The sequence below is a fragment of the Streptomyces chattanoogensis genome (assembly GCF_001294335.1).
Lineage (GTDB): Bacteria > Actinomycetota > Actinomycetes > Streptomycetales > Streptomycetaceae > Streptomyces > Streptomyces chattanoogensis.
Map to the genome: position 1 here is coordinate 1 of NZ_LGKG01000177.1, position 17,865 is coordinate 17,865.

The 17,865-nt window shown below is 69.8% G+C and carries 15 protein-coding genes and 1 pseudogene; 3 read left to right on the forward strand and 13 right to left on the reverse strand.

From position 1 onward, the window contains the following. Positions 1-88: 88 nt before the first annotated feature. The 3 genes and pseudogenes from ADL29_RS33810 to ADL29_RS33820 all read right to left on the reverse strand — a co-directional run bounded on the left by ADL29_RS33810 (position 89) and on the right by ADL29_RS33820 (position 2,651). Positions 89-916, reverse strand: coding sequence for a nucleotidyltransferase domain-containing protein (locus ADL29_RS33810; RefSeq protein WP_053927361.1), 828 nt, complete (start codon positions 914-916; stop codon positions 89-91). Further along, positions 913-1,959: pseudogene (locus ADL29_RS42020) on the reverse strand (RNA-guided endonuclease InsQ/TnpB family protein). The gene ADL29_RS33810 and the pseudogene ADL29_RS42020 overlap by 4 nt, the downstream one beginning before the upstream one ends. 182 nt (positions 1,960-2,141) lie before the next feature. Beyond that, complete coding sequence (locus ADL29_RS33820; protein WP_211274440.1) at positions 2,142-2,651, reverse strand: NUDIX domain-containing protein; 510 nt, start codon at positions 2,649-2,651, stop codon at positions 2,142-2,144. Positions 2,652-2,872: 221 nt separating this feature from the next. Here ADL29_RS33820 and ADL29_RS33825 point away from each other — a divergent pair, with 221 nt between their 5' ends. Continuing rightward, on the forward strand, positions 2,873-3,997 hold the full coding sequence (locus ADL29_RS33825; RefSeq protein ID WP_053927363.1) for a glycerate kinase: 1,125 nt from the start codon (positions 2,873-2,875) through the stop codon (positions 3,995-3,997). Between the two features lie 134 nt (positions 3,998-4,131). Here the strand turns inward: ADL29_RS33825 and ADL29_RS33830 are convergent, their stop codons facing one another. The 9 genes from ADL29_RS33830 to ADL29_RS33870 all read right to left on the reverse strand — a co-directional run bounded on the left by ADL29_RS33830 (position 4,132) and on the right by ADL29_RS33870 (position 15,156). Then, entirely contained in the window at positions 4,132-5,001 is an 870-nt protein-coding gene (locus tag ADL29_RS33830; RefSeq protein WP_046925232.1) for a CDP-alcohol phosphatidyltransferase family protein, read from the reverse strand. Further along, positions 4,988-5,635: a phosphatidylserine decarboxylase gene (locus tag ADL29_RS33835; RefSeq protein WP_046925231.1), complete on the reverse strand. Its 648-nt coding sequence runs from the start codon at positions 5,633-5,635 to the stop codon at positions 4,988-4,990. Before ADL29_RS33835 ends, ADL29_RS33830 begins: the two co-directional genes overlap by 14 nt. 170 nt (positions 5,636-5,805) lie before the next feature. Further along, entirely contained in the window at positions 5,806-7,011 is a 1,206-nt protein-coding gene (locus ADL29_RS33840) for an acyl-CoA dehydrogenase family protein (protein ID WP_046925230.1), read from the reverse strand. A gap of 7 nt (positions 7,012-7,018) precedes the next feature. Next, entirely contained in the window at positions 7,019-7,543 is a 525-nt protein-coding gene (locus ADL29_RS33845; protein ID WP_053927364.1) for a MaoC family dehydratase, read from the reverse strand. A gap of 5 nt (positions 7,544-7,548) precedes the next feature. Continuing rightward, positions 7,549-8,511, reverse strand: a complete 963-nt coding sequence (locus ADL29_RS33850; protein ID WP_053927365.1) for an HpcH/HpaI aldolase/citrate lyase family protein — start codon at positions 8,509-8,511, stop codon at positions 7,549-7,551. Next, positions 8,508-10,526 (reverse strand): protein meaA, encoded by a 2,019-nt coding sequence (locus tag ADL29_RS33855; protein WP_078971488.1) that lies wholly within the window; start codon positions 10,524-10,526, stop codon positions 8,508-8,510. Before ADL29_RS33855 ends, ADL29_RS33850 begins: the two co-directional genes overlap by 4 nt. A 51-nt stretch (positions 10,527-10,577) precedes the next feature. Further along, positions 10,578-11,915, reverse strand: a complete 1,338-nt coding sequence (gene ccrA / locus ADL29_RS33860; protein WP_053927366.1) for a crotonyl-CoA carboxylase/reductase — start codon at positions 11,913-11,915, stop codon at positions 10,578-10,580. 462 nt (positions 11,916-12,377) lie between these two features. Further along, positions 12,378-13,181, reverse strand: a complete 804-nt coding sequence (locus ADL29_RS33865) for a TetR family transcriptional regulator (RefSeq protein WP_179954496.1) — start codon at positions 13,179-13,181, stop codon at positions 12,378-12,380. A 142-nt stretch (positions 13,182-13,323) separates the two neighbouring features. After that, positions 13,324-15,156, reverse strand: coding sequence for a 3-hydroxyacyl-CoA dehydrogenase family protein (locus ADL29_RS33870; RefSeq protein ID WP_211274439.1), 1,833 nt, complete (start codon positions 15,154-15,156; stop codon positions 13,324-13,326). 407 nt (positions 15,157-15,563) lie between these two features. Between ADL29_RS33870 and ADL29_RS33875 the strand changes: the two genes are divergently transcribed. After that, entirely contained in the window at positions 15,564-16,190 is a 627-nt protein-coding gene (locus tag ADL29_RS33875; RefSeq protein WP_053927367.1) for a HEAT repeat domain-containing protein, read from the forward strand. A 24-nt stretch (positions 16,191-16,214) separates the two neighbouring features. Here ADL29_RS33875 and ADL29_RS33880 read toward each other — a convergent pair whose 3' ends face one another. Next, positions 16,215-17,243, reverse strand: coding sequence for an Rv2578c family radical SAM protein (locus ADL29_RS33880; protein ID WP_053927368.1), 1,029 nt, complete (start codon positions 17,241-17,243; stop codon positions 16,215-16,217). 170 nt (positions 17,244-17,413) lie between these two features. On the opposite strand from ADL29_RS33880, the gene ADL29_RS33885 reads away from it, so the two are divergent. Next, positions 17,414-17,857: an SRPBCC family protein gene (locus ADL29_RS33885; RefSeq protein WP_053927369.1), complete on the forward strand. Its 444-nt coding sequence runs from the start codon at positions 17,414-17,416 to the stop codon at positions 17,855-17,857. Positions 17,858-17,865: the final 8 nt, after the last annotated feature.

Sequence of the window (17,865 nt, forward strand, 5' to 3'; positions counted from 1 at the left end):
ACCCCACCCCACCCCACGCCGCCCGGCTGTCCGCGCCCCGCCCAGCCCCGCCGCGCTGCCCGCGCCCCGTTCGCTCCTCGGTCCTGTCTCAGGCGCCGACCGTCGCTCGCACCTCCTCCACCAGCCGCTCCGCCTCCGTCAAGGAATGCTTCAACTCTTCTGCTGTGCATCCGAGTTGGCCCAGCACGGCGGTGGCGCGGGCCGCGAAGCCGGGGGGTGTTCCGGGCAGGGCGGAGGCCGCCGCCAGGGCGCCCTTCTCGTTGAGGCACCAGACGCCGTGATGGGCGTACAGGCCCTGCACGAGATCGCCGACGGCCCGGGACAGGCACAGGGCCGCATGCAGTACGTCCCCGCTCGCGTGCGACTTGGCCGCCATGGCCGCCGAGAATCCCGCATCCCATATGGCCTGGCGGGTCAGCGACGTTCTCAAGGCCTCGGGATAGTGCTGCGTCTCTTCCTTGAGCCGGGCCAGCTCGCCGTCGGTGTCGGCGAGCACCTGGCCCAGCGCCACCTCACCCGGGTAGGCGGGGGACCAGAAGCCCAGCGGATGACCGGCCTGCATCCCGGTCTCGAAGCGGCCCGCGCGGCACTCCTGCCAGACCTGTCGCACCCGGTCCACGTCCCGCAGGATCCAGTCCACATGGCTGCCGTCGGGCAGGACGAGCCAGGCCCCGCCGTTCACCCACGCGCCCCAGGCTCCCGGCCCGTACACCTCCACGGGACCGCCGGTCACCTCAGCGGCCAGTGCCTCCAGCGCGGACAGATCCGGCTCGCCCCGGTAGTACACCCCGAGATCCCAGTCGGAGTCCGCCCGGTGCGACCCCCGCGCCCGGCTCCCGCCGAGCATCACCCCCACAACTCCCGGCACCTGCCCGGCCCTTGCCGCGATATCCGCGACATCTGCCCTGTCTGTCATTCCGCCCCCATCGTCCGTACTGTCCCTACCACACCGCCGCCCACAACTTCCATGGCATTGATTGACGTCTCCCCGGTCTGAAGGTCGGGGGTTCCTACCACGGTCGTCCGACCGTCTCGGTGCGTTCCTGCTTCAACGCGCTGTGCCGGGACTTTCGTCCCGGTCTCATCTGCGCTCTGCGAGGCGTTTGGTCTGTCCGCCCGTCCGGCGGCCAGGGTGTTGTTGGCTGCGTTGCCGTCACAGTCGTGGACCGTCCCGCACTCCGCGCACGTCCACTCTCGGACGTGGAACAGACCTGGGAGGTCGGCTCGAACCGGCCGATCTTCCCGAAGTACTGGCCGTGCTTGACCGCCTTGTACGCCAGCATGTTCACGAACGCCGACCATCCGGCGTCGTGCACGGACTTGGCCAGACGCGTACGGGCCAGGCCGGACACCGCAAGGTCTTCCACATACACCGCTTGGTTGTCACGGATGATCTGTGTGGATGCCTTGTGGTGCCAGTCCCGCCGCCGGTCGGCCACCTTGGCGTGCTGGCGTGCGACCTTGATACGGGCCTTGGCCCGGTTCCGCGAACCTTTCGCCTTGCGGGACAACTCCCGCTGCAGGCGCTTGAGCTTCTTCTCGGCACGGCGCAGGAACTTCGGAGAGCTGATACGGGTGCCGTCGGAGAGCACGGCGGCGGATGGACTGGCGGGTGGCCTTCTTCGACTTGTACCGGGGCGGCCCGACCTTCGGCCCCTTGCGCCTGCCCTTGACCGAGTCGAAGAAATTCCTGTAGGCGGTGTCCAGGTCCTGCAGGGACTGTTGCAGGACGACGGCCGACACGTCGGCGAGCCAGGCGCGTTCCTCGGTGCGTTTGGCCTGGGTGATGCGAAGCCGCGACAAGTCCGCCGATTTCACATACGGCAGCCCGGCCGCGTGTGCCTCCTTGCGGTCGCGCAGACAGTCGTTCCACACCACACGAGCACACCCGAACGCAGGCGCCAGCGCACGACGCTGGGAACCGTCCGGACAGGCCCGGTAGGAGTAGCGGAGCTGCATGGTCAACACGCTATCGAAGCCCACTGACAACGCCCCAGCCAGAAAGAACGTTCGCGTAACAGCACAGGCCAGAGCAGCCCTGAGGGGCATTCATCCCCGGCGTGAACGCTGGGGCCTTCCGCAAGATCCCCGGTAAAGGGCCGGGACGCGCGGCGGATCAACCCACGGTTTTCATCTCGGTCTCAACCCGACGTACTACGCTGCGCCGCCCCCTGCGGCGGCAGCCCGTCCTCCAGCTCCGCCGGTCCCCGCCCGGTGTCCAGCGCGTCCAGCGCGGCGCGGATCCGCAGCCGCATCCCCGCGCTCACCATCGTCTCGGCCTCGTCCCAGTGCACCAGCCGCCACGACAGCAGCTCCTCCTCCTGGAGCCGGATCGCGGCGAGCTGCGCCTCGTCCAGCACACCGCCGTCGAAGAGGTACGACACCAGCGGCGGCCGCTCCTTCCCCCGCACCCAGTCCACGGCGAGCAGTGCGCCCAGCTCGACGTCCAGGCCGATCTCCTCGGCGGTCTCGCGGCGGGCGGCCTGGCGGGGCGACTCGCCGGTGTCCGATTCGACGGTGCCGCCGGGCAGGATCCAGGTGTCGCGGTAGTTGGGCTCCACCAGCAGGATGCGGCCCCGGGCGTCGCGGAAGACGGTGCCCGCGCCCGCGATCACGCGGGGCAGACCGGCGATGTAAGTGGCGTAATCCATGGTCGTCACGCCGCGAGCCTAGAGGGTTGCCGGGGCGCCCATGAAGGCGCGCACCAGGCGCGGACGAGGCACGGACCGGCGGCGGAAGGTCCCGGGTCCTGCGGACCGAGATGCCTGTGCGCCGGAGCCCCTCGCCGGATATGGTCACAGCGGGTGCGACTGCCAGCTCGAAAGCAAGGGGAAACACGGTGGCGGACGCAGCAAGGACACACACCGGACGGGTGCTGATCGCCGCGGACAAGTTCAAGGGTTCGCTCACGGCCGTCGAGGTCGCCGAGCATGTCACGGCCGGTCTGCGGCGCGTGCTCCCCGATCTGGACGTGGCGGCCATCCCGGTCGCGGACGGCGGCGACGGCACGGTCGCGGCGGCGCTCGCGGCCGGCTTCGCGCGCCATGAGGCGCGCGTCATGGGCCCCACCGGCGACCCGGTGACGGCCACCTTCGCGCTGCGCGAGGACGGCACGGCTGTGGTGGAGATGGCGGAGGCATCCGGTCTGCAACATCTCCCGAAGGGGGTCTTCGCCCCTCTGACGGCGACCACCTACGGCACCGGGGAGCTGCTGCTCGCGGCCCTCGACGCGGGGGCGACCTCGATCGTCTTCGGGGTCGGCGGCAGCGCGACGACCGACGGCGGCGCGGGCATGCTCGCGGCGCTGGGGGCGCAGTTTCTGGACGCGGACGGGGAAACGATCCGCCCCGGCGGCGGGCCGCTGGCGGACCTGGTCACGGCCGATCTGTCGGGCCTCGACCCGCGGCTGGCCCGGACGGACATCGTGCTCGCCAGCGACGTCGACAACCCGCTCACGGGGCCGAAGGGCGCGCCCGCGGTCTACGGACCCCAGAAGGGCGCCGGCGAGGCGGACGTGGCCGCGCTGGACGCCGCCCTGGCGCACTACGCCCGGGTGCTCGAGGCCGCGGTCGGCCCCCAGGCCGCCGAGCACGCCCTGGCGCCCGGTGCGGGCGCGGCGGGCGGTATCGGTTACGGGGCGCTGGTCGGCCTGGACGCGACGTTCCGGCCGGGCATCGATGTGATGCTCGATGTGCTGGGCTTCGCCCCGGCGCTGGCGGAGGCCACGTTCGTGATCACCGGCGAGGGCTCGCTGGACGAGCAGACGCTGCACGGCAAGGCCCCGGCCGGTGTCGCCGCCGCGGCCCGTAAGGCGGGCATCGAGGTGGTCGCCGTCTGCGGACGCCTCCAGCTGCCCCAGGAGGCCCTCGGTGCGGCCGGTATCAGCCGCGCGTACGCCCTGACGGACCTGGAGCCCGACCCGGCCCGCTGTATGGCCCAGGCGGGTCCCCTGCTGGAGCGGGCGGCGGAGAACCTGGCCCGCGACTTCCTGGTCTGATCCCCGGGCCCAGGACTCCCGGCCCCCGGATCCCCGGGCCCGGAGCGGCACAAAGCCGAAAGCCGAAAGCCGAGAGCCCCGAGCGAAAGACTCGCTCGGGGCTCTCGGCGTATCCGCTTCGTTCGTTGCGTCCCCTACGGAAGCTGTGCGGCGCGCTGCTCGGCCCGCGACTCGCGGCGGTTGTCACGGAAGGTGTTCACCCTCCGGGCCGTCGCGAAGACCGGGATCATGGCGCCCAGGACGATCTGCAGCGAGCAGCCGGTCTGCAGCAGCAGCTGGCCGCCGGGGGCGTCCAGCGCCCAGGCCGCGAGCATGCCCATGCTGAGCACGATCCAGCTGAGCATTGCCACCGCGAGCCGGCCCCGCGGCTTGGGGTACTCGACCCGGCTCACCATCAGCCAGGCCACCCCGATGATCGCCAGCAGCGTCGGCAGGAACGGCAGCTCCAGCAGCACGATGGCGACGACGGTCAGGGCGCCGAACGGACTCGGCATGCCCTGGAAGATCCCGTCGCGCAGCGTGACACAGGAGAACCGCGCCAGCCGCAGCACCACCGCCAGCAGCACCACCACCGCCGCGACCACCGACACCCGCTGGTTGGCCTGGCTGGCGCCGGAGGCGACCATGCCCCAGGTCACCACGAAGTACGCCGGTGCCAGGCCGAAGCTGATGAGGTCCGAGAGGTTGTCGAGCTCGGCCCCCATCGCCGAGGCCCGCAGCTTGCGTGCGACCAGTCCGTCGAAGAGATCGAAGACCGACGCCATCAGCATGAGGATCACGGCCACCGCGGCGCTGTGCCGCGCCATCCCGCCGTCCTCGGTGCCCGTCAGATGCGGGATGAGGACGCCGGTGGTGGTGAAGTACACGGCCATGAACCCGCAGATGGCGTTACCGAGGGTCAGGGTGTCCGCTATCGACAGCCGCGTGGACAGCGGCATGTCGTCCCCGTCCTCGTCGGTCTCGGGAGCCCAGCCGGCCTGTGTTTCAGGATCAATCACGGTCAAGACGTGTCACCCCCGCGGTGGTGGCCTGGCCGACCTCGACGGCCGCCTCGACGCCCTCCGGGAGGTAGACGTCGACACGCGAGCCGAAGCGGATCAGACCGATGCGCTCGCCCTGCTCGACCTTGGTGCCCTGGGGCACGTACGGGACGATGCGGCGGGCCACCGCGCCGGCGATCTGCACCATCTCGATGTCGCCGAGCTCGGTGTCGAAGTGCCAGACGACCCGCTCGTTGTTCTCGCTCTCCTTGTTGAAGGCCGGAACGAATCCGCCGGGGATGTGCTCCACGGACGTCACCGTGCCGGCCAGCGGCGCGCGGTTGACATGGACGTTCAGCGGGCTCATGAAGATCGCGACGCGGGTGCGCCCGTCCTTCCACGGCATGATGCTCTGCACCACACCGTCGGCCGGGGAGATGACGCGGCCCTGAGCGATCTCTCGCTCGGGGTCGCGGAAGAACCACAGCATGCCCGCCGCGAGTGCGGTGGTGGGCACGGCGAGCGCGGCCCAGCGTCCCGAGCGACGGGAGCGGGCCAGGCTGACCGCTGCCGTTGCCACGGTCGGGAGGAGCCACGGCGACGCTCCGCGCGCGAGGCGGACGCGACCGCGTGGTGCAGAGGATTGGCTGTGGGGCATGGATGACCTTCGTAGCGGAGGGGGCCGCGTATGGATACGGGGGACGGCGGCTTTCCGGGGATGCTATCGGGTGCGGGCGGCAACTGGCCAAGAGCCAGCGCCAATCCGTGGCCGAAGTCCGATGACGGGGTGTGATCTTCGTCTAGACGAAAACGCCCCAATCGGGACGTTCACCCCTGGATCCGGTACTCCTCCAGTAGCCGTCGACCAATGATCATTTTCTGGATCTCGGCGGTACCTTCACCGATCAGGAGCATCGGGGCCTCGCGGTAGAGCCGCTCGATCTCGTACTCCTTGGAGAAGCCGTAGCCGCCATGGATACGGAAAGCGTCTTCGACCACCTCCTTGCAGTACTCGGAGGCCAGGTACTTCGCCATGCCCGCTTCGAGGTCGTTTCGCTGGCCGGAGTCCTTTTTGCGAGCGGCATTAACCATCATTGCATGGGCCGCTTCGACCTTTGTCGCCATTTCGGCCAGTTTGAACTGGATGGCCTGGTGCTGAGCGATCGGCTTGCCGAAGGTGTGGCGCTGCTGCGCATACGAAACACCCAGCTCGAAGGCGCGCTGGGCGACACCGCAGCCACGCGCGGCGACATTGACCCGGCCGACCTCGACGCCGTCCATCATGTGATAGAAGCCACGTCCGGTCTCGCCGCCGAGCACCCGGTCGGCCGGAATGCGCAGACCGTCCATGATCAGCTCGGTGGTGTCGACACCCTTGTAGCCCATCTTGTCGATCTTGCCCGGAATGGTGAGTCCGGGACGGACCTCGCCGAAGCCGGCCTCCTTCTCCACCAGGAAGGTCGTCATCGACTTGTGCGGGGCGGTGCCCTCCGGGTGCCCCTCGTCCGTACGGCACAGCACCGCCACGAGCGTGGACGAACCGCCGTTGGTCAGCCACATCTTCTGGCCGTTGAGGACGTAATCGTCGCCGTCCCGCACGCCCTTGGAGGAGATGGCCGACACATCCGAGCCCAGTGCCGGCTCCGACATCGAGAAGGCGCCCCGGATTTCACCGGCCGCCATCTTCGGCAGGAAATAGTCCTTCTGTTCCTGTGTGCCGTGCTGCTTGAGCATGTACGCCACGATGAAGTGGGTGTTGATGATGCCCGAGACGCTCATCCAGCCGCGGGCGATTTCCTCGACGGTGAGCGCATATGTGAGAAGTGACTCACCGAGCCCGCCGTACTCCTCAGGGATCATCAGACCGAAGACGCCCAGCTCCTTCAGCCCCTCGACGATCTGCGTCGGGTATTCGTCGCGGTGTTCCAGCTCGGTGGCGACCGGCAGGATCTCCTTGTCCACGAAGTCGCGGACGGTGGAGAGAATTTCCCGCTGAATGTCGGTCAGGCCCTCGGTCTGCGCAAGACGGGTCATGACGGTCTCACTTCTCCTTCTTGGCCGGCTGGGCCTTGAGCTCCGGGCGGCCGGGCTGTTCGCCGCCGCGCTCCTTGATGTACGTGGCCGTGGGGACCATCACCTTGCGCCGGAAGACACAGACCAGCGTGCCGTCCTGCTTGTAGCCCTTGGTCTCGACATAGACGATTCCGCGGTCCGACTTCGACTTGGAGGGCGTCTTGTCGAGCACGGTCGTCTCGCCGTAAATCGTGTCGCCGTGGAAGGTCGGCGCCACATGCTTCAGCGACTCGATCTCCAGATTGGCGATCGCCTTTCCGGAGACATCGGGCACCGACATGCCCAGCAGCAGCGAGTAGATGTAGTTGCCGACGACGACATTCTTTCCGAAGTCGGTGGTCTGCTCCGCGTAGTTGCTGTCCATGTGCAGCGGGTGATGATTCATCGTGAGCAGACAGAAGAGGTGGTCGTCGTATTCCGTGACGGTTTTCCCCGGCCAGTGCTTGTACACATCGCCGACGGTGAACTCTTCATAGGTACGGCCGAACTGCATCGCGCTTACGCCTCCGGGGCTTCGAACTTGGACGTACGGGTCATGCCGGCGGCCCGGCCCTTGCCGGCGATCACCAGCGCCATCTTCCGGCTCGCCTCGTCGATCATCTCGTCGCCGAGCATCGCCGAACCCTTCTTGCCGCCCGCCTCCGAGGTGCACCACTCGTAGGCGTCCAGGATCAGCTCCGCATGGTCGTAGTCCTCCTGGGAGGGGGAGAACACCTCGTTGGCGGCCTCGACCTGGCCCGGGTGCAGCACCCACTTGCCGTCGAAGCCGAGGGCGGCGGCGCGCCCGGCGACCTCGCGGTAGCCGTCGACGTTCTTGATCTGGAGGTAGGGACCGTCGATGGCCTGGAGGTCGTGCGTACGGGCCGCCATCAGGATCCGCATGAGGATGTAGTGGTACGCGTCCGCCGGGTAGCCCGGGGGCTGCTCGCCGACCACCAGGGACTTCATGTTGATGGACGCCATGAAGTCGGCCGGGCCGAAGATGATGGTCTCCAGGCGCGGCGAGGCACCGGCGATGTCATCGACGTTCACCAGGCCCTTGGCGTTCTCGATCTGCGCCTCGATGCCGATCCTGCCGACCTCGAAGCCCATGGTCTTCTCGATCTGGGTCAGCAGCAGGTCCAGGGCGACGATCTGCTGGGCGTCCTGCACCTTCGGCAGCATGATGCAGTCGAGGTTGGGGCCCGCGCCCTCGACGACCGTGATGACGTCCCGGTACGTCCAGTGCGTCGTCCAGTCGTTGACCCGCACGACCCGCGTCTTGCCGGTCCAGTCGCCGTTGTTCAGCGCGTCGACGATGGTGTGCCGGGCGCTCTCCTTGGCGAGCGGCGCGCAGGCGTCCTCGAGGTCCAGGAAGACCTGGTCGGCCGGCAGGCCCTGGGCCTTCTCCAGGAAGCGGGGGTTGCTGCCGGGGACCGCGAGACAGGAGCGGCGCGGCCGCAGACGATTGACTGGGGTCATGCGGGGATCTCCAGAGGGTCGAGCTGGTTCGCTTTCCGGATCTCGTCGACGATACGGCCGATGATCTCCGTGATACCGAAGTCCTTGGGTGTGAACACGGCCGCTACGCCGGCTTCCCGGAGGGCCGCCGCGTCGGCGGACGGAATGATGCCGCCGACGATGACGGGGACGTCGTCCACGCCGGTACGGCGCAGCCGGGCCAGTACGTCCGGCACCAGCTCGGCGTGCGAACCGGACAGGATCGACAGCCCCACGCAGTGCACGTCCTCGGCGACGGCCGCCGAGACGATCTGCTCCGGGGTCAGCCGGATGCCCTGGTAGACCACCTCGAAGCCGGCGTCCCGGGCGCGCACGGCGATCTGCTCGGCGCCGTTGCTGTGCCCGTCCAGGCCGGGCTTGCCGACCAGCAGCCGCAGTTTGCCGGCGCCGAGGTCGGCGGCTGTCTTCGCGACCTTCTCGCGAACGAGCGCGAGCGGGCTGCCCCGCTCGGCCACGACCGCCACCGGCGCGCCCGAGACCCCGGTGGGCGCCCGGAACTCGCCGAACACATCCCGCAGCGCCCAGGCCCACTCACCGGTCGTCACCCCGGCGCGCGCGCACTCCAGGGTCGCCGCGAAGAGGTTGCCGTCGCCCGCCGCGGTCTTCTTCAGCACCGACAGCGACTCCTGGGCGCGCCCCTCGTCCCGGTTGTCCCGCCACTCGTGCAGGGCCTGGACGACGCGCGCCTCATTGGCCGGATCGACCGTCATGATGGCGGTGTCCAGATCCGCGGTGAGCGGATTGGGCTCGCTGGACTCGAAGCAGTTGACGCCGACGATCTTCTCCTCGCCGGCCTCGATCCGTGCCCGGCGTTCGGCATGCGAGGAGACCAGCTGCGACTTGAGATAGCCGGACTCGACGGCCGCCATCGCGCCGCCCATCTCCTGGATCCGCTCGATCTCGGCCAGGCACTCCTCGACGAGGGCGTCCACCTTGGCCTCGATGACATGCGACCCGGCGAAGATGTCCTCGTACTCCAGCAGGTCGCTCTCATGGGCGAGGACCTGCTGGATCCGCAGCGACCACTGCTGGTCCCAGGGCCGGGGCAGGCCCAGCGCCTCGTTCCAGGCGGGGAGCTGGACGGCACGGGCGCGGGCGTCCTTGCTCAGCGTCACCGCCAGCATCTCCAGCACGATCCGCTGGACGTTGTTCTCCGGCTGCGCCTCGGTCAGCCCCAGCGAGTTGACCTGGACGCCGTAGCGGAACCGGCGGTGCTTGGGGTTCTCGATGCCGTAGCGCTCGCGGGTGATCTTGTCCCAGATGCGGCCGAAGGCGCGCATCTTGCACATCTCCTCGACGAACCGGACCCCCGCGTTCACGAAGAACGAGATCCGGGCGACCACATCGCCCTTCCGGTCGTCCGGGACCTGCCCCGACGCGAACACCGCGTCCAGCACGGCGATCGCGGTGGACATCGCGTACGAGATCTCCTGGACCGGAGTGGCCCCCGCCTCCTGCAGGTGGTAGCTGCAGATGTTGATCGGGTTCCACTTCGGGATGTTGTTGACCGTGTACGCGATCATGTCGGTGGTCAGGCGCAGCGAAGGCCCCGGCGGGAACACATGCGTCCCGCGCGACAGGTACTCCTTGACGATGTCGTTCTGCGTCGTCCCCTGGAGCTTGGCGGTGACCTCTTCGCCGCCCTGCTCCTCCGCGACCACCTGGTAGAGAGCCAGCAGCCACATGGCGGTGGCGTTGATGGTCATCGAGGTGTTCATCTGCTCCAGGGGTATGTCCTGGAACAGCCGCCGCATATCGCCGAGATGGGACACCGGGACCCCGACCCGGCCGACCTCGCCGCGGGCGAGGATGTGGTCGGGGTCGTAACCGGTCTGCGTCGGGAGGTCGAACGCGACCGACAGGCCGGTCTGGCCCTTGGCGAGGTTGCGCCGGTACAGCTCGTTGGACGCCTCGGCGGTGGAGTGCCCGGCGTACGTCCGCATCAGCCACGGACGATCCTTCTGACGCTCAGTCATATGTGACCCGTATCTTCGTCGATCAGACGCTGACGTGCCGACGCCGGGGCGTCAGATGTTGCGGAACCGGTTGATGGCGTCGAGGTGCTTGGCGCGCATCTCCTCGTCGCGGACGCCCATCCCCTCCTCGGGCGCCAGGGCCAGCACGCCGACCTTGCCCTGGTGCAGATTGCGGTGCACGTCGTACGCCGCCTGCCCGGTCTCCTCGAGGGTGTACGTCTTGGAGAGCGTCGGGTGGATCTTGCCCTTGGCGATCAGGCGGTTGGCCTCCCAGGCCTCGCGGTAGTTGGCGAAGTGGGAGCCGATGATGCGCTTCAGGGACATCCACAGGTAGCGGTTGTCGTACTCGTGCATGTAGCCCGAGGTGGATGCGCAGGTGGTGATGGTGCCGCCCTTGCGGGTCACGTAGACGCTGGCGCCGAAGGTCTCGCGGCCGGGGTGCTCGAAGACGATGTCGATGTCCTCGCCACCGGTGAATTCGCGGATGCGCTTGCCGAAGCGCTTCCACTCCTTCGGGTCCTGGGTGCGCTCGTCCTTCCAGAACTTGTAGCCCTCGGCGTTGCGGTCGATGATCGCCTCGGCGCCCATCTTGCGGCAGATCTCCGCCTTCTGGTCGGACGAGACGACACAGATCGGGTTGGCGCCGCCGGCCAGGGCGAACTGCGTGGCGTACGAGCCGAGGCCGCCGCTGGCGCCCCAGATCAGGACGTTGTCGCCCTGCTTCATCCCGGCGCCGTTGCGGGAGACCAGCTGGCGGTACGCGGTGGAGTTGACCAGACCGGGCGCCGCCGCCTCCTCCCAGCTCAGGTGCCGCGGCTTGGGCATCAGCTGGTTGGACTTGACCAGCGCGATCTCGGCGAGGCCGCCGAAGTTGGTCTCGAAGCCCCAGATGCGCTGCTCGGGGTCGAGCATGGTGTCGTTGTGCCCGTCGGAGGACTCCAGCTCGACGGACAGACAGTGCGCGACGACCTCGTCGCCGGGGTGCCAGGAGTTGACGCCCGGACCGGTGCGCAGGACGACGCCGGCCAGGTCGGAGCCGATGACGTGGTACGGCAGGTCGTGCCGCTTGGTGAGCGGGGAGAGCTTGCCGTAGCGCTCCAGGAACCCGAACGTGGACAGCGGCTCGAAGATCGAGGTCCAGACGCTGTTGTAGTTCACGGAGGAGGCCATCACGGCCACCAGGGCCTCACCGGGCCCCAGTTCGGGCACCGGCACCTCGTCGAGGTGCAGCGACTTGCGCGGGTCCTTCTCCTTGGTGGACAGGCCGGCGAACATCTCGGTCTCGTCCTTGTGCACGGTCACCGCGCGGTAGGACTCGGGGATGGTCAGCGCGGCGAAGTCGTCGCTGGTGGTGTCGGGCGCGAGGATCGCGTCCAGGATTTCGTTCACGGGGTGCCTCCGGCGAAGCGCGCTTTGGGGAACGGCTTGAGGGAACGTCGGGGGTGGTGCAGGGGTGGTGCCGTCGGTTCGGCCGGTGTGGCGGTGGCGCTGGTGGCGCGGGTGTGATGCCTGTGACGCAGGCGTCCGGGCGGCGGCCGCGAAGGGCTGCTGGGACAGCCGGTGCACGGGGTGTGCTGTGCACCGGTCGCCCGGACCCCTTCAACGTATGACACCGCGTGCCAGGTGGCAAGACACTGAGTGCCATGAATTTCTCGCTTGAGAAACCTGGCGTTCAGATGAGCGAAATGAGCGATGATCGATGAGCGATGATCGTTCATGCGGGAGAGGGCCGGGGGAGGGCCGGGGAAGGCCGGAGAAGGTCAACTCCCCCTGCATCACGGTGAATTCAGCAATGAGGGGCGCCCGGCGATATCCGCCGGGCGCCCCTCCATCCGGGTCTTGGTGCCGGTGTCAGCGCTTCTTCAGCGCCCGCTCAATGGTGCGCATCACTTCGTCCAGCGGCGCATCCGTACGCGCCACCGCCACCAGCACCTCCCCCTCCCGCGAGACCGCGGCCGGCGCGGCGGTCTCCCCGGTGGTGGTGCGCCCCGCGCCGATGCCCGTGCCGAACGTCTCCCGGACGATCTCGAAGGCATGGTCCAGCTGGGCCTCGACATCGCCCTCGGCGCCCGCGCGCAGCCAGCGGCGCAGGACGTGGTTGTGGGCGGTGACCACGGCGGAGGCGGCGACCTCGGCGAGCAGCGGGTCGTCGTCGCCCTCGCGGTGGGCGCCCTCGTCGAAGTGGCCGAGGAGGTAGCGGGTGAAGAGGCGTTCGTAGCGGGCGACCGAGGCGATCTCGGCCTCGCGCAGGGTGGGGACCTCGCGGGTGAGGCGGTAGCGGGCGACGGAGACGGCCGGGGCGGCCGCGTACATCCGCATGACCTCCTTGATGCCGCGGCAGACCGTGTCGAGGGGGTTCTCGTGCGGCGGGGCGGCGTCGAGGACGGCCTCGGCGCGCACGAGGGTGTCGTCGTGGTCGGGGAAGATCGCCTCTTCCTTGGAGCGGAAGTGGCGGAAGAAGGTGCGGCGGGCGACCCCGGCGGCGGCCGCGATCTCGTCGACCGTGGTCGCCTCGTAGCCCTTGGTCGCGAACAGTTCCATGGCCGCTGCCGACAGTTCGCGGCGCATTTTCAGCCGTTGGGCGGCCGCGCGGCGGGTGCCGGGAGTGCTGGTGTCGGTGGCGTCGGAGGTCGGCGTACGAGCGGGCTGGGACATGTGGGGACGGTACTGCATATTTACTCGGCCTGCGGCATCAGGTACCGGCTGCGCCCCCGTGACCTGGGACGGACCACCGGATCGAGGCTCCAGCAGTCCGCCCCACGTGCCCCCGGCGCGCGGCCGGGGGCGCCCCCACCCGTCAGCGCTTGGCGTACTCACGGAAGCCGCGGCCGGTCTTGCGGCCGAGGCAGCCCGCCGCGACGAGATGCTCCAGCAGCGGCGCCGGGGCGAGCCCGGGGTCGCGGAACTCCGCGTGCAGCACCTTCTCGATGGCCAGGGAGACGTCCAGGCCGACGACGTCGAGGAGTTCGAACGGGCCCATCGGGTAGCCGCCGCCGAGCTTCATGGCGGCGTCGATGTCGTCCAGGGAGGCGTAGTGCTCCTGGACCATCTTGATCGCGTTGTTGAGGTACGGGAAGAGCAGCGCGTTGACGATGAAGCCGGCGCGGTCACCGCAGTCCACGGCGTGCTTGCGGACCTTGGCGCAGACGGCGCGGACGGTGGCGTGCACCTCGTCGGCCGTCAGGACCGTACGGACCACCTCGACCAGCTTCATGGCCGGGGCCGGGTTGAAGAAGTGCATGCCGATGACGTCCTGCGGGCGGGACGTGGCGCGGGCGCAGGCCACCACCGGCAGCGACGAGGTGGTGGTGGCGAGCACCGCGCCCGGCTTGCAGACCTTGTCCAGGGTCGCGAACAGCTGCTGCTTGATCCCGAGGTCCTCGGCCACCGCCTCGACGGCGAGATCGACGTCTGCGAAGGCGTCGAGCGAGCCGGCCGGGGTGATCGCGGCCAGCGCGGCATCGCGCGCCTCGGAGGTCATCCGGCCCTTGTCCACGGACCGGCCCAGCGACTTGGCGATCCGGGCCTTCGCCTTCTCCGCCTTCTCCGGGCTGCGGGCGGCCAGGACGACCTCGTAGCCCGCCTTGGCGAAGACCTCGGCGATGCCGCTGGCCATGGTGCCGGAGCCGGCGACGCCGACGGAGCGGACGGTGCGGCCCGCGGCCTGGCCGGCGGCCGCCGCGGGGGTCTCGGCATCCGGCACGACCGTGGCGCTGTCCGGCGCCTCGTACGTGTAGAAGCCGCGCCCCGCCTTACGGCCGGTCAGCCCGGCCTCGGCCAGCTGCCCCAGGATCGGCGCCGGGGCGTGCAGCCGGTCGTGCGACTCGGCGTACATCGCCTCCAGGACCGTACGGGCGGTGTCCACGCCGATCAGGTCGAGCAGGGCGAGCGGGCCCATCGGCAGACCGCAGCCCAGCCGCATGGCGGCGTCGATGTCCTCGCGGGTGGCGTACCGGGACTCGTACATCGCGGCGGCCTGGTTGAGGTAGCCGAAGAGCAGACCGTCGGCGACGAAGCCGGGGCGGTCGCCCACCGCGATGGGGTCCTTGCCCAGGTCGCGGGCGAGCTGGGTGACGGCGGCGACCGCGGTCGGCGCGGTGAGCACCGAGGAGACCACCTCGACCAGCTTCATGGCCGGCGCGGGGTTGAAGAAATGCACGCCCAGCACCCGCTCGGGGCGCTGCGAATCGGCGGCGAGACGGGTCACCGACAGCGCGTTGGTGCCGGTGGCCAGGATGGCGTCCGGGCGGACGACGGTGTCCAGCTCGGCGAAGACCTGCCGCTTCAGGTCGTAGTTCTCCGGCACGACCTCGATGACGAGATCGGCGTCCGCGGCGGCCTGGAGGTCGGAGAAGGTACGGAAACGGGCCAGGACGTCCTGCCGCTCCCGCTCGGTGATCCGCTCGCGCTGCACGGCGCGGGCGGTGGCGGTCTCGAGGGCGGCGACGGCGTGCCGGGCCGCGGCCTCGTCGGTGTCGATGCCGATGACCTCGCGGCCGGCCCGGGCCAGCACCTCGGCGATACCGGTGCCCATGGTGCCCAGGCCCACGACGGCAACGGTGGAAAGGGACAGGGAAGTGACTTCGGCTGAGGGATCGGTGGCGAGATCAGGGGTGGACTGAGGGCCCATCGCGAGACTCCAAGGGTGTTCCCCTGAGGCCAGGGGAGAAGTGACGACTGAGGGTGTCCGCGCGGACGTGCCCGAATGCGGCGCGCAACGGCTTGAGGGATACGGCGGATGAGCCGCAAAGCCGCAGCGCTGCGGGCAGCGCCGGCGGTGCGGGAGCCACGGCGGGCCCTGTCCCGGAGCCGTGCCGTGGGCTTCCTGAAAATGTCGTGCGTGTGCGGTGCCGAACCGACTTCGAACCGACTTCACTGGTCTGGCGGCTGCGTCACCGGCCGCCTGAGCAGGGGTGCTGCTCGTGCCAGAAGGTTAACCGGTGGGTAACCGGAGCGCCAGGGGTAGTGCGGGTCATTAGGCTGTGGCGCAGACCACGTCGTCGGAACCGGGACGGCCCGGCGGGAGGGGAGCGACAAATGGAAGAGGCATTCCACGAGTTGACGGACCGGGTGCGCGCCGAGCTCCGCTCCCCGGACGATCTCGCCGCCTACGAGCGGCTGCTCGGACTCGCCCGGAAGAACACCCCGGCCGGCCGCGAGGAGCTGGCCCGGGTGCTGGTCGCCGTCGAACGGCCCCTGTGGGCACGGGAGATCGCGGCCTACGTCCTCGGCTGCGCCGGCGACCGGCGCGCCTTCGAGACCCTCGTCCTGCTGCTGAACTACCGCGAACCGGTCCGCTGCGCCACCGCGGCACACGCCCTGGGGCGCCTGGGGGATCCGCGCACCGCCCGTGCCGCGGCCGCGCTCGCCACCAACCCCCTGCGCACCGCCTACGCGCTGCACCCCGTCCGGCTCCTCGCCGAACTCCGCGCACCCCAGTCCGTACCGGCCCTGATCGCGACCCTGGACCGCCTGCTGACCCCCAACAACCCGTACTGGCGGGTGGCCCTCGCCTGCGTCGAGGGCCTCGGCGCCCTGGGCGACCGCCGCGCGGTCCCCACCCTCACCGCCGCCACCGCGCACCCGCGTCTGGCAGCGGCCGCGGCGGCGTCGCTGGCGCGCCTGGGGGTGCATGAGGACGAGGAGCAAAACGGCGGTACATGACGCTGGCGCCGGGGACGGGACGGTTCACAGCAGCGTCAACTGCGTGGGCGCGGCCGGCCGGCCGTCCGGCGTCGCCGGGCCGGCGGCGGGCGCCGTGACATTGCGGTGCGCGCCGGGGCGGTACGGCCCGATGCCGTACTCCCGGGCCAGCTCATGGACCTGGCGGGTGATGCGGCGCTGATACCACGTGGGGGCGTACGAGCCGCCGGCGTACATCCGCTCGTAGCGCCGCACCAGATGCGGATGGTGGTGGCCCAGCCACGCCATGAACCACTCCCGGGCGCCGGGCCGCAGATGCAGGACGAGCGGGGTGACCGACCCGGCGCCCGCCTCCGCGATGGCCCGGACCGTGGCCCGCAGCTGCTCCGGGGCGTCGCCGAGGAACGGGATCACCGGCGCCATCAGGACGCCGCAGGGGATGCCGTGCGCGGTGAGCGTGCGCACCACGTCGAGGCGGCGCTCCGGCGCGGGCGTACCGGGCTCGACCGTGCGCCACAGTTCGCGGTCCAGGAAGCCGACGGAGACGGAGATGCCGACGTCGGTGACCTCCGCGGCCTGGCGCAGCAGGTCCAGATCGCGCAGGATCAGCGTGCCCTTGGTGAGGATGGAGAAGGGGTTGGCGTGGTCGCGCAGCGCCGCGATGATGCCCGGCATCAGGCCGTACCGCCCCTCCGCCCGCTGGTAGCAGTCGACGTTGGTCCCCATGGCTATGTGGTCGCCGTGCCAGCGCCGGGCGGTCAGCTCGCGGCGCAGCAGCTCGGGGGCGTTGACCTTCACCACGATCTGGGAGTCGAAGTCGAGGCCGGTGTCGAGGTCCAGATAGCTGTGGGTCTTGCGGGCGAAGCAGTAGACGCAGGCGTGACTGCAGCCTCGATAGGGGTTCACGGTCCATTCGAACGGCATCCGGGAGGCGCCCGGGACGCGGTTCACGATCGAGCGGGCGCGCACTTCGTGGAAGGTGATGCCGCGAAATTCGGGGGTGTCGATCGTCCGGCTGACGACGTCCGTACCGAACAGTGCGGCGGGGCTTTCGCCCAGGTTGTCCCAGCGCATCGGGCCTCCTTCAGGGTCCGGTCGAGCCCCCGGGGCCGATAATAGAACACATGTTCCCTTCGGTGTCACCGCCCCGGATTTTGGGCGTGCCGCCCGGTGGTGGTTGGCTTGGCGCGCATCGCAGGACCGGCAATCGCAGGACCGGCAGCCGACTACTGGAGGAAGCACACATGGGTCAGGTCGAGGCCACCACGCAGCGCGAGATCGCGGCGGACCCGGAGGACGTGTTCGACGCGCTCGCCGACTACGCCGGCACGCGCCACAAGCTGCTGCCCGAGCACTTCAGCGAGTTCGAGGTCCGCGAGGGCGGCGACGGCAAGGGCACCCTCGTCCACTGGAAGCTGCAGGCCACCAGCAAGCGCGTGCGCGACTGTCTGCTCGAGGTCGACGAGCCGACCGACGGCCAGCTCGTCGAGAAGGACCGCAACTCCTCCATGGTCACCACCTGGGTCGTCACCCCGGCGGGCGCGGGCCGCGCCAATGTCGTGGTCACCGCCACCTGGCAGGGTGCGGGCGGCATCGGCGGCTTCTTCGAGCGGACCTTCGCGCCCAAGGGCCTCAACCGGATCCACGACGCGATCCTCGCCAACCTCGCCACGGAGATGGAGAAGTAGCCCGGTCA

What these genes read in the sequence shown, in the direction of transcription:
- ADL29_RS33810 (WP_053927361.1), bottom strand. Translation starts at nt 916, where the DNA reads ATGACAGACAGGGCAGATGTCGCGGATATCGCGGCAAGGGCCGGGCAG.
- ADL29_RS33820 (WP_211274440.1), bottom strand. Translation starts at nt 2,651, where the DNA reads ATGGATTACGCCACTTACATCGCCGGTCTGCCCCGCGTGATCGCGGGC.
- ADL29_RS33835 (WP_046925231.1), bottom strand. Translation starts at nt 5,635, where the DNA reads ATGCCCCACAGCCAATCCTCTGCACCACGCGGTCGCGTCCGCCTCGCG.
- ADL29_RS33840 (WP_046925230.1), bottom strand. Translation starts at nt 7,011, where the DNA reads ATGACCCGTCTTGCGCAGACCGAGGGCCTGACCGACATTCAGCGGGAA.
- ADL29_RS33845 (WP_053927364.1), bottom strand. Translation starts at nt 7,543, where the DNA reads ATGCAGTTCGGCCGTACCTATGAAGAGTTCACCGTCGGCGATGTGTAC.
- ADL29_RS33850 (WP_053927365.1), bottom strand. Translation starts at nt 8,511, where the DNA reads ATGACCCCAGTCAATCGTCTGCGGCCGCGCCGCTCCTGTCTCGCGGTC.
- ADL29_RS33855 (WP_078971488.1), bottom strand. Translation starts at nt 10,526, where the DNA reads ATGACTGAGCGTCAGAAGGATCGTCCGTGGCTGATGCGGACGTACGCC.
- ADL29_RS33865 (WP_179954496.1), bottom strand. Translation starts at nt 13,181, where the DNA reads ATGTCCCAGCCCGCTCGTACGCCGACCTCCGACGCCACCGACACCAGC.
- ADL29_RS33870 (WP_211274439.1), bottom strand. Translation starts at nt 15,156, where the DNA reads ATGGGCCCTCAGTCCACCCCTGATCTCGCCACCGATCCCTCAGCCGAA.
- ADL29_RS33875 (WP_053927367.1), top strand. Translation starts at nt 15,564, where the DNA reads ATGGAAGAGGCATTCCACGAGTTGACGGACCGGGTGCGCGCCGAGCTC.
- ADL29_RS33880 (WP_053927368.1), bottom strand. Translation starts at nt 17,243, where the DNA reads ATGCGCTGGGACAACCTGGGCGAAAGCCCCGCCGCACTGTTCGGTACG.
- ADL29_RS33885 (WP_053927369.1), top strand. Translation starts at nt 17,414, where the DNA reads ATGGGTCAGGTCGAGGCCACCACGCAGCGCGAGATCGCGGCGGACCCG.